Genomic DNA, 11716 nt, shown 5'->3' with positions numbered 1-11716 from the left:
ATCGGCCTGTCTAAGCCGCGTCTGACCAAATGGTCAAGATACCGCTAACGAAACAGGGGCCAGAACGACCCGGCCCCTTGAACAACGTTTTCAGTTTACGGTCACCCACCGCAGGATGAAGAAGTTATCCGGCCGTTGGGTCAACTCGATATTGCTGCGCGTACCCCAAACCAAAGGTTGCACATACATCGGGACATAGACCTGCTCATCCTGAATGATGCTGGTGACCTCGTCCAGCATGGCCTGACGGGCGCCTTCATCCAGTTCGGATTGAATCTGCGGCAGTAGTTCATCTACACGCGCGTTCGAGAAGCCTCCGAAATTCCAACTGCCCAGCTTTTTCTCTTCGTTGGGTGTCGCGACCAGAAAGCGCACGGGGTGTTCGGCGTCGAACGTGCCCGGGCTCCAGCCCAGCAAATACATGTCGTAATTGTCTTCGCGCAGCTCGGGCCAGTAGTTGCGCACCGGCATCGCGTCCAGTTCGGCTGTTAGGCCGATCTGCGCGAGCATGCTGACAATCGCCTGACAGACGGCCTCGTCATTCAGATAGCGGTCATTGGGGCATTTGAGGCCGAACGAAAACCCATCCGCGTATCCGGCCTCGGCCAGCAAGGTCTTTGCGGCCTCGACATCATAGGCGGGGCGCTCTGCATTGGCCGCCGAGTAACCGCTCATCGCTGGGCTGACAAGTTGCGAGGCCGCCTCGGCATTGCCGCGCATGATCGTGGCGAGGATGGCATCGACGTTCACCGCATGCGCCACGGCCTGACGCACGCGCGCATCCCTGAACGGATTCGGTTCGCCAGCATCGTCGGTGTATTTCAGCGCCTCGGCTTGGTGATCAAAGCCCAGCATAATCACACGGGCCTCAATCCCCTGAATGACCTCGACCTCATCATTACCCTGAAGGCGCGCCACGTCCTGAATCGGAACGGGCTCAATCATATCTACATCGCCGGACAGCAAAGCCGCTACAGCGGTAGCAGAGTTCTGGATCGGGTTGAATTCGGCGCGGGCAATGTTGTGCTCTGCCTCACCCCACCAACCTTCAAAAGGTTCCAGAACGGTGCGCAGACCGGGCTCGCGCGCGGTGATCTTAAACGCACCGGTGCCGTTGGCATTCAGCGTCGCGTAGTTCCCGGTTTCCTTGTCGGGCAGAGCGGCCTCGTTTGCCTCAGCCCAGCCCTGATCCATGATCATCCAATTGGCAATGGACGACGGGAACAACGGGTTGGGTGCAGTGGTCATGAAATCGACGGTATAGTCATCGACCACCTTGACCTCGCTGATCGGTGCAAACCAGCTGCGGGTATCCGAGACCTCATCCGAGGCGCGTTGATAGCTGAAAAGAACGTCCTGCGCGTCGAATGTGCTACCATCGTGGAACGTCACGCCCTCGCGCAGCTTGAACCGCCAGCCTTCGCCGTCTCCAATCGGTTCCCAACTGGTGGCCAAAGCAGGCTCGACGCTCATGTCCTTGCCGCGGCGGACCAGTCCTTCGTAGACATTGTTGAGGAACCCAAGAACAGCGGCCGAGTTGACGGCGTGCGGGTCCATGGTCTGTGGATCGGTGGTCGAGGCCCATTTGAATTCGGCTGCCTGAGCAGCACTTGCGGCTAAAAAGGCCAAACCGATGGCCGTTGCCTTGAAGGTCATGGCGATACCTCTCTGTTTTGGGTGAACAGTCGTGAAACACCAAATGACAGGGCGCTGGTCTGCGCCCTGCCCTGTCTTGCACCCTGAACCTTAGTTCATGGTGAAGTATTTGATCTTCGGCGAATCTTCCGGCTCAACGATTGTGCCGACATTCGACTTCATACCCCAGTTCAGCACCTGATGGTGAATCGGGATATACAGCTGATCGTCCTGCACCACTTGCCAGATCTCGGCGATCTGCGCGTCGCGCTTCGGAAGGTCCGTTTCAGAGGCCAGCCCCTGGATCTTGGCATCCAGTTCCGGGTTGTTGTAGCGGGTCGCATTCCACGAGCCGTATTTCTCACCCTTGGTGTGAACAAGGAAGTTGAAAATATACTCGGAGTCGTAGGTCGGAACGCCCCAGCCCAGCATGTAGAAGTCGGTCTCAAGGTTCGAAAGCAACGGGAAATGCTGCGCTTTGGGTTTGGCATCCAGATTCACCGTGACACCAATCTGCGCCAGCATGCCAACGGCAGCCTGACAGATCGCTTCGTCGTTGACATAGCGGTCGTTGGGGCAGTTCAGCGTGATCGAGAACCCATCCGGATATCCAGCCTCGGCCATCAGGGCCTTGGCGCCTTCGATATCGGTCGTGGAGGAGCTGTCCATGCCCTCATCCCAACCGTTCACGAAAGGCGGTGCGATCATGCCAGCAGGGGCCGACTGGCCACGCATAACGACCTGCTTGATGGCATCCCGGTTGATGGCCTTGGACATCGCCTGACGCACACGTACGTCGGCCAGCGGGTTCTTCCCGTCCACGTTGTCCGAGCCCAGATCGGCATCACCCATGTTCATGCCGAAGAAGATCACCCGGTTCTGAGGCGCGGTCCGCACGTCCAGACCATCGGTATCCGCAACGCGGGCCAGATCCTGTACCGGAACGTCCTGAATAAAGTCGACCTCACCCGATAGCAAAGCAGCAACCCGGGTCGCGGCGTTCTGGATCGGGGTATAGATGATCTCGGTCACTTCCAGGGGGAACTCATCCTTGCCCCAGTAGTTCTCGTTCGCGGTTAGGACGGTTTTCACATCGGGTTCACGGCTGACCAGCTTGTAGGGGCCAGTGCCGTTGGCGTTCTTGGCGGCGAATGTGTCCTCGCCCCCTTCATAGTCCTGCACCTTCACGGCGTTGTTCGCCTCGGCCCAGGCCTTGTCCATCATGAACATGTTGGTCAGGTTGTTGGGCATGATCGGGTTCGGACCGTCGGTTTCGATCTCAACCGTGTATTTGTCCGGCGCGCGCACTTCTTTGACCGAGGCGAGCAGCTCTTTGTAGTCCGAATCCGGCGTCATCGCGCGGTTGAGCGAGAAGACAACGTCTTCGCTGTCGAACTCGGCGCCGTCATGGAAGGTCACACCTTCACGCAGCTTGAACACCCAGACGTTAGGGTTTTCCTCAGACGGGGCCCACTCGGTCGCCAGCGACGGCACAAGCGCCCCGGAATGGTCGCGCATCACCAGCGTTTCCATGATCTGATGCGCCATGGCTGAGGTCGGACCCTCGTTTTGCGCATGCGGGTCCATCGTCAGCGAGTCGCCTGCGCGTGCCCAGCGCAGCGTTTCCGCAGAGGCAGTGCCAGCCAATAGGGCCATGGCACTGGCTGCTACCAGCAAGTGTTTCACTTTCATTGTAATCTCCCCAATTCTTTTTAACCCGCACGGATGGCGGGTGATCGACGAAGCGCGATCAACGTGCCCTTGATAATCCAAATCATTCTGAAACTTGCAATGCCTAATTGGATTGCTGGACCCGACGGGAACCGGCCAGATTTTGGCCGTTTGGCCGGATTTCGCTGGTTCTGTGACGATCGAGTTGCATACCCTTTCTCTTTCTTCGAGACTCGGTTCGCGGTAAAAAAAACGTAGCCGCATCAGGCTGGACATCGTGTCGGGGACATTGATTTGAAACAGACAAACCGCAAACCGCCCAACCCGAGGCGAGAGCTTCAGAGCGTGCGCAACCAGAGCGTATCGTTTCTGGGTGTCGCGTTTCTATTCAGCATCTTCGTCAACCTGCTGATGCTGACCGGGCCGCTGTTTATGCTGCAGGTCTATGACCGGGTTCTCAGTTCGCGCTCGGTCGAGACGCTTACAGCGCTGTTTCTGCTGGTTGGGCTGCTCTACGGCCTGATGGCCATGCTGGATTACGCGCGCGGCCGGATTGTGGCGCGGTTCGGGGCCAAATTCCAATCCTCACTGGACGAGAGAGTTTTTGACGGAACCATCCGGCGGGCACTGTATCCACAGATACGTTCGGCACCAGCAACGGCCTTGCGCGATCTGGAGGCCGTTCGGTCGCTTTGCGCGTCGCCCGTTTTCCTCGCCGTTATGGATATCCCGTGGACGCCCGTTTTTCTGGCCGCGATCTTTCTGTTTCACCCACTGCTCGGCTGGCTGGCGGTTGCTGGTGGAAGCTTGCTCATCGTCATCGCATTGCTCAACCAGATCCTGACCAAACAGAAGGTGGCCGAGGCGCAGGTTGCCTCAGGCCGGGCCAATGCCTTTGCGGAACAAGCGCGGCAAGCTGCCGAGGTTGTTCGGTCGCAAGGTATGCAGGGCGACGTTGCGCAGCGCTGGTTGTCACAACGCAGCAACGCTTTGTCGCAGAGTATCTCGGCCAGTGACTGGACCGGAAGTTTCACGTCTTTGACGAAATCGCTTCGCCTGTTCCTACAATCCGCGATGCTAGCGCTTGGCGCTTGGCTGGTGTTGCGCAACGAGATGACCGCCGGGGCCATGATCGCCGGTTCGATCCTGCTGGGCCGCGCTTTGGCACCTGTGGAAATGGCGGTGGGCCAATGGGGGCTGATCGAAAACGCCCGAACCGCGTGGTCCCGTCTTGGCACCTTCCTCGATGAAACCCCACCCGAGCAGACCAAAACCAAGCTGCCCGTGCCCGAGGCGCGTCTCGTCGCAAAAGGTCTGACGGTTATTCCGCCCGGCGTTCAAAAGCCAACCCTGCGCAATGCCTCGCTGCTATTGGAACCCGGCAAGGCGCTGGGTGTGATCGGCAAAAGTGGCTCGGGCAAGACGACTCTGGCCAAGGCGCTTTTGGGTCTGCTGACCCCCGCAGCGGGTGAGATTCGCTTGGGTGGCGCGACACTGGACCAATATGCCGCAGATGATCTGGGCCACTACATCGGCTACCTGCCGCAGCAGGTCACGCTGTTTAACGGAACCGTGACAGAGAACATCGCCCGGATGTCGCAACGACCCGATGACGCCGCTGTTGTCGCCGCCGCCAAAAAGGCCAACGCACATGAGCTGATCATGTCTTTGGAGAAGGGTTATGACACCTTCCTGGAAGGAAATGACAGCCAGTTGTCCGGCGGTCAGAAACAACGGATCGCGCTTGCCCGAGCGCTCTATGGTGATCCTGTTCTGCTGATCCTGGACGAGCCGAACTCGGCCCTGGATGCCGACGGTACCGAGGCGTTGAATCGCGCGGTGCGCAGCCTCAAGAAAAGTGGCAAGGCCGCGATTATCATGACGCACCGCCCGCAGGCGATTTCCGAATGTGATGACCTGATCGTGGTCGAGAAAGGCCAGATCGTAAAAGCAGGCAGCCGGGACGAAGTTCTGGGCTCGATGGTTCAGAATGCCGGTGCGATCAAACGACACCTCAATAAAGTGGGTGAGAAATGAGCAACCCTCCTGCGCGCCGCAGTTGGCGCATAACCTTCCCAGCAACCGTGGGCTTTATTGCGCTGCTCATCCTTGTTGTGGGCATCGGCATCTGGAGCGTTCGGACCCAACTGGCTGGTGCGATCATCTCACAAGGTGTGATCGAGGTGCAAAGCAACCGTCAGGTGGTAGAGCATCCCGATGGCGGGGTCGTTGGCGAGATTTTTGTGCGCGACGGGGATCTAGTGGAAAGCGGCGATCTACTATTACGTCTCGACGATACGTTTCTGGCCTCAGAGAAAACGGTAGTCGAGTCGCAATTGTTCGAACTGCTCAGCCGTCAGGCCCGGTTGGAAGCGGAACGCGATGGGGCAACCTCCGAGGAACTGGCGGCAAAGCTGCGAGAGGTACAGCAACGCGAAAACATCCCAGACGATCTGATCGCAGGTCAGCAGCGCTTGTTTGACGCCCGCAACGAGACGTTGACGCAACAGACTGAGCAATTGACTCGTCAGAAAACCCAGATCGAAAACGAAATCGACGGCACACAGGCACAGTTAACCGCCGCCCAAAAACAAGTGGAACTGATAAGCGAAGAGCTCAAGGATCAGGAAAGCCTGCTTCAGCGGGGCTTGACACAAGCCAGCCGCGTCTCGGCCTTGCAACGGGAAGAGGCCAACCTGACCGGCGCCATCGGACGGCTCGAGGCGACAATCGCTCGGTTGACGGGGCAAATCGCCTCGACTGAGATCCAGATATTGGAGCTGAACGCGACCCGCCGGGAAGAAGCGATCACAACGCTGCGTGACGCGCAAACGCGCATTGCCGAGCTTGCTGAACGACGCCTATCGCTGACCGAGCGCCTCTCGCGTCTGGATATCCGCGCGCCCGTTTCAGGAACCGTTTATGACAGTCAGGTTTTCGCCCTGCAGTCGGTCATCCAACCGGCTGAACAGATGATGTATGTGGTGCCTCAGGATACGCCGCTTCTTGTGGCAGCCAAGGTCGATGCGATCCATGTGGACCAACTGTTTCGTGGGCAAGAGGTCGCCCTGCGCTTTCCCAGTTTCAACCAGCGGGAAACCCCGGAACTGGATGGCCATGTTATCAATGTCTCAGCGGACACATTCACCGACGAGGGCACAGGCTTTACCTTCTATCGGGCTGAACTGGTCCCTGATGACGGTCAGCTGGATCGCCTGAATGGGCAAACTCTTCTGCCGGGCATGCCGGTGGAGGCAATGATCAAAACGGATGAGCGCACTCCGCTGTCCTACCTGACCAAGCCGTTGACCGACTACTTCACGCGGGCGTTCCGGGAATAACACATCACGCCTGGGGCAACCTGTCCCAGTGTCGCGACTTGCAATCCCTGCTGATTTAGTATACCGCCGCATACAAAGAGCATATCCGGGCGTCAGATCCATGTCTGAGACCGGGAACTCAAGCACCTTCTAACGCCAATACGTCGGGATAGCCATGAGCCTGTATACTGATTACCTTGCCGAGATCGAAACACGCAAAGCGCAGGGGTTGAACCCCAAACCCGTCGACGACGGCGCCCTGACAAAAGAGATCATCGACCAAATCCGCGACCCTCAGAATGAACATCGCGCGGACTCGCTGCATTTCTTCATCTACAACACCCTGCCCGGCACAACCAGCGCCGCAGGTGAGAAGGCCGCGTTTCTGAAAGAGATCATTCTGGGTCAGGCCGATGTCGAGGAAATCTCGCAGGATTTCGCATTCGAGCTGCTGTCGCACATGAAAGGCGGCCCCTCGGTCAAGGTTCTGCTGGATCTGGCTTTGGGTGACGATGTAGCGATTGCGGGCAAAGCGGCTGAGGTGCTGAAGACTCAGGTCTTCCTGTATGACGCGGATACCGACCGGCTGAAAGCTGCGTTCGATGCAGGCAATGCCGTCGCGAAAGACGTCCTTGAAAGCTACGCCAAGGCCGAGTTCTTTACCAAACTGCCCGACATCGACGAAGAGATCGAAGTCGTCACCTATGTCGCCGCCGAAGGTGACATCTCGACCGACCTGCTGTCGCCCGGCAATCAGGCACACTCGCGCGCGGATCGCGAATTGCACGGTAAATGCCTGATTTCCGAGACCGCGCAACAAGAGATCGAAGCGCTCAAGCTGAAGCACCCCGGCAAGCGCGTCATGCTGATCGCTGAAAAAGGCACCATGGGCGTGGGCTCGTCCCGTATGTCGGGTGTGAACAACGTGGCGCTGTGGACCGGCAAACAAGCCAGCCCCTATGTGCCCTTCGTCAACTACGCCCCCATCGTTGCAGGCACCAACGGCATTTCGCCGATCTTCCTGACCACCGTCGGCGTGACCGGCGGCATAGGGCTGGACCTGAAGAACTGGGTCAAAAAGGTCGATGAGGATGGTAACGCAATCCTCAACAATGACGGCAACCCGATCCTGGAAGAGAAGTACTCGGTTGCCACTGGTACGGTTCTGAAGATCAACACCAAAGACCACAAACTGCTGAGCGAAGATGGGGAAGAGCTGGTCGACGTGAACTCGTCCTTCACGCCGCAAAAAGTCGAGTTCATGAAGGCAGGCGGTTCCTACGCCATCGTCTTTGGTAAGAAACTGCAGACATTCGCTGCCGAGGCACTGGGCGTCGAAGCACCGCTGGTCTTTGCTCCGTCGAAGGAAATCAGCCACGAGGGTCAGGGCCTGACAGCGGTTGAAAAGATCTTCAATAAGAACGCCGTTGGGACCACACCCGGCAAGACCCTGCATGCCGGATCGGACGTGCGCGTCAAGGTCAACATCGTCGGCTCACAGGACACAACCGGCCTGATGACCATGCAAGAGCTTGAGGCGATGGCGGCAACGGTTGTCTCGCCTATCGTTGACGGGGCGTATCAGTCTGGCTGTCACACGGCCTCGGTGTGGGATGCTAAGGCGCAGGCCAACACCCCCCGCCTGATGAAGTTCATGAATGACTTTGGCCTTGTCACCGGTCGTGACCCGAAGGGCGTTTACCATTCGATGACGGATGTGATCCACAAAGTACTGAACGACATCACCGTGGATGACTGGTCGGTCATCATCGGCGGCGACAGCCACACCCGCATGTCCAAAGGCGTGGCCTTCGGGGCCGACTCGGGTACCGTGGCGCTGGCGCTGGCCACGGGTGAGGCCTCGATGCCGATCCCTGAATCTGTCAAGGTGACCTTCAAGGGCAAGATGGCCGAGCATATGGATTTCCGCGATGTCGTACATGCCACCCAGGCACAGATGCTGGAACAGCACGGCGACAACGTGTTCCAAGGCCGCGTGATTGAAGTTCACATAGGCACGCTGCTGGCCGACCAGGCCTTTACATTCACTGACTGGACGGCTGAGATGAAGGCCAAGGCTTCGGTCTGTATTTCGAATGACGAGACCTTGATCGGTTCGCTGGAACTGGCCAAGTCGCGCATCCAGATCATGATCGACAAAGGCATGGAGCATGAGAACGGCATGCTGCAAAAGCTGATCAACATCGCCGATGCGCGCATTGCCGAGATCAAGTCGGGCGAAAAGCCAGCGCTGCGCCCCGATGACAACGCAAAATATTTCGCCGAGGTTGTCGTCAATCTGGACCAGATCGTTGAACCGATGATCGCCGACCCGGATGTCAACAACGCCGACGTCTCGAAACGCTATACCCACGACACGATCCGCCCGATCTCGTACTACAATGCTGAAAAGCATGTGGACCTGGGCTTTGTCGGCTCGTGCATGGTGCACAAGGGCGACATCAAGATCGTGGCCCAGATGTTGAAGAACCTCGAAAAGGAAACCGGCAAGGTCGAGTTCCAGGCCCCACTGGTCGTCGCAGCCCCGACCTACAACATCATCGACGAGTTGAAGGAAGAAGGCGACTGGGAAGTACTTGAGAAGTACTCAGGCTTCGAATTCGATGACCTGTTCCCGAAAGAAAAGGCGCGGACTGAGTACGAGAACATTCTGTATCTCGAACGTCCCGGCTGCAACCTGTGCATGGGCAACCAGGAAAAGGCCGCCAAGGGCGACACGGTTCTGGCCACATCGACCCGCCTGTTCCAGGGCCGCGTCGTGGCAGATGCGCCAGACAAGAAGGGTGAATCGCTGCTGGCCTCGACCCCGGTTGTTGTCCTGTCGGCCATTCTGGGCCGGACGCCCACGATCGAGGAATACAAAGCCTCGGTTGAAGGGATCGACCTGACCAAATTCGCCCCGCCGGTTGCGAAAAACCCGGCCTCTCAATCGGCGCATTTCTAACGCCGCATTGGACACGTTTTTCCTACGCGCGGCCGTTCAACGGTCGCGCGCAGGTGTTTTCAGCGGGCGAAGCTAGCGCAGTTCGGCTTCGGTATTACCACCATCGACCGTGATGACGTGTCCCGTGGTACGCTCCATCAAAGCCAGATTGACAAAGCCTTCGGCGACATGATGCGCCTCGACCTCACGGCCCAGAAGATTGCCGCCCATATAGACCTCTTCGCTAACGCCCCGCGCGGCGGCGCGTTCCTTGATGAACGCATACGTCAGCAGGCCTGATCTGATCTTGTCAGCATTGACCCCATTGACCCGAATACCAGACCCCGCCAGTTCCAGCGCCAGTTGCCGCATCAGGAACATCGTCGCGGCTTTGGGGGTTCCATAGGCCCCAAGGTTGCGACCAGGATTGACCGCCTGTTTCGAGATGTTGAACAGGATCTGCCCACCCCGCCCCTGATCCTGCATCAGCTTGGCAGCGGTGGTAGCAAAGGCCTTATGCGCGAAAAAGTTCAACTCAAAAGCCGCGCGGAAGGCATCATCCTCTAGCTCGACCAGAGCGCCCCCAGTGGCCGTGCCCGCATTGGACACCAGAATATCTAGCCCTCCAAAGGCCGCGACCGCAGCCGCCATCGCTGTATCGGCAGCGTCAGGCTGTGTGATGTCGAGCGCGCAGACCGCATGCCAGCGACCCAACTGGGACAGAGCGACATCCAGAGCCTCTTGATCCCGATCCACCAGAACGACATTCGCCCCCTTGGCGGCAAAGGCTTTGGCGGTTGCCAGACCAATCGCGCCTGCCCCGCCGGTCACCATGACGACCCGGCCCTGAAACGGCGGTGGGGTGCCTTTACCCAGCTTTGCTTGCTCCAACGACCAATATTCGCAATCGAACATGTCCTTTTCGCCAATCGGATAGAAGCCGCCCGCATCTTCCGCGACGGCGCGCACGCGGATGTTCTGTTCAGCAAGATCAGCCGAGGCTGAGGCTGCCTTGGCGTTCACCCCAATCCCCAGAACACCGATCCCTTCGATCCACGCATGTTTCGGGTCAGGGGTCAGCATGGTCTTGGGTTCCGCGGCCTGAGGGGCCTGACGGTCGAAATAGGCGCGGTAATCCACAGCGAAGGCTTCGACCTTGGCCTTGATGCTCTCTCGGTCGGTTAGGTCCGCCTGTTTCAGCACCAGCGGCCAGCCCTTGGTACGCAAAACGTGATCCGGTGAGGCCATGCCGCGAGTCGCCAGCGCATCCACATCGGCCCGCGCCATAAACGCATGTGTCGCGGGGCCATTTCTTAGATCAAAGACGGGCATTGCGCCGTCCCGATCCGCCGTGACCTCGGCGATCACACCGCGCAAGACGGGCAAAATATCCAGCCCGTTGGCAGGCAGACGTTCACCAATTGGCGTCAGTTCGGTCAGGCCGAGATAGGCCGCGACCTCATTGGTATGCTGAACGATCTTGTCATAGCTTTCCTGCGCGGTGGTGCCAAAGGCGAAATGACCATGTTTAAGCAGCAACAGCCCCTCAACATCAGGATTGGCGTCATACACATCCGCCGCCGCCTTCGCGAGGCTGAATCCGGGCATGATGTAAGGCACGATCCCCAGCCGGTCGCCGAAAATCTCGCGACAGACCTCCTCGGCATTGGGCAAGTCGGCGAGGATCAGAAACGGAGTGGCGTGGGTGTGATCGACATATTTATGCGGCAGGAAGGCATGCAGCAATGTTTCGACCGACGGGTTGGGCGAGGCAGAATTCAGCAGGCTTGAGCGCTGATAGTTCACCATGTCTTCATCCGACAGCTTATCGAGTGCGCGTAACTTCAACAGTGGCTCTTGCCAGACACCGGGCAGTCCGGGCGCTTCGATCGTGTCCAGATCCCAGCCCGAGCCTTTGACGTGCAGAACCGGCCGCAGCTCGCCGAACAAATCGGGGCGCTCTAGCTTGACCGAGGTATTGCCACCGCCATGCATCAGCAGATCCGGGTTCTGACCGATGAGGCGCGAAGTGTAGACCCGCTCTGCCAATTCCTGATCAGCCGGATCGGCGCCGGCAGCCGCACGCCAGTCTGCGGCGGCCTGCGCCTTGTACATGTTTTCGATCATGTCTTTTGTATCCTTGTCT

General features: G+C 58.5%; 6 protein-coding genes. 3 read left to right on the top strand and 3 right to left on the bottom strand.

What is annotated here, in order from left to right:
• Positions 1–90: 90 nt before the first annotated feature.
• A complete protein-coding gene (locus ACR0C3_RS06900) occupies positions 91–1656 on the bottom strand; it encodes an ABC transporter substrate-binding protein (protein WP_480757847.1) in 1566 nt (521 codons plus the stop codon).
• 90 nt (positions 1657–1746) lie between these two features.
• Positions 1747–3327 carry an ABC transporter substrate-binding protein gene (locus ACR0C3_RS06895; protein WP_170375664.1) on the bottom strand — a complete coding sequence of 527 codons (1581 nt, stop codon included), beginning with the start codon at positions 3325–3327 and terminating at the stop codon, positions 1747–1749.
• Between the two features lie 273 nt (positions 3328–3600).
• Here ACR0C3_RS06895 and ACR0C3_RS06890 point away from each other — a divergent pair, with 273 nt between their 5' ends.
• From ACR0C3_RS06890 to ACR0C3_RS06880, 3 genes are all read left to right on the top strand, one after another.
• On the top strand, positions 3601–5343 hold the full coding sequence (locus tag ACR0C3_RS06890; protein ID WP_480757846.1) for a type I secretion system permease/ATPase: 1743 nt from the start codon (positions 3601–3603) through the stop codon (positions 5341–5343).
• On the top strand, positions 5340–6647 hold the full coding sequence (locus tag ACR0C3_RS06885; protein WP_480757845.1) for an HlyD family type I secretion periplasmic adaptor subunit: 1308 nt from the start codon (positions 5340–5342) through the stop codon (positions 6645–6647). The genes ACR0C3_RS06890 and ACR0C3_RS06885 overlap by 4 nt, the downstream gene beginning before the upstream one ends.
• A 154-nt stretch (positions 6648–6801) precedes the next feature.
• Positions 6802–9591 carry a bifunctional aconitate hydratase 2/2-methylisocitrate dehydratase gene (locus ACR0C3_RS06880; protein ID WP_480757844.1) on the top strand — a complete coding sequence of 930 codons (2790 nt, stop codon included), beginning with the start codon at positions 6802–6804 and terminating at the stop codon, positions 9589–9591.
• Positions 9592–9663: 72 nt separating this feature from the next.
• Here ACR0C3_RS06880 and ACR0C3_RS06875 read toward each other — a convergent pair whose 3' ends face one another.
• A complete protein-coding gene (locus ACR0C3_RS06875; protein WP_480757843.1) occupies positions 9664–11697 on the bottom strand; it encodes a bifunctional aldolase/short-chain dehydrogenase in 2034 nt (677 codons plus the stop codon).
• Positions 11698–11716: the final 19 nt, after the last annotated feature.

Source organism: Ruegeria sp. CK3, from assembly GCF_056536565.1.
Note: the sequence above shows the minus strand (reverse complement) of the source record. Positions and strands in the feature narration are given on the sequence as shown.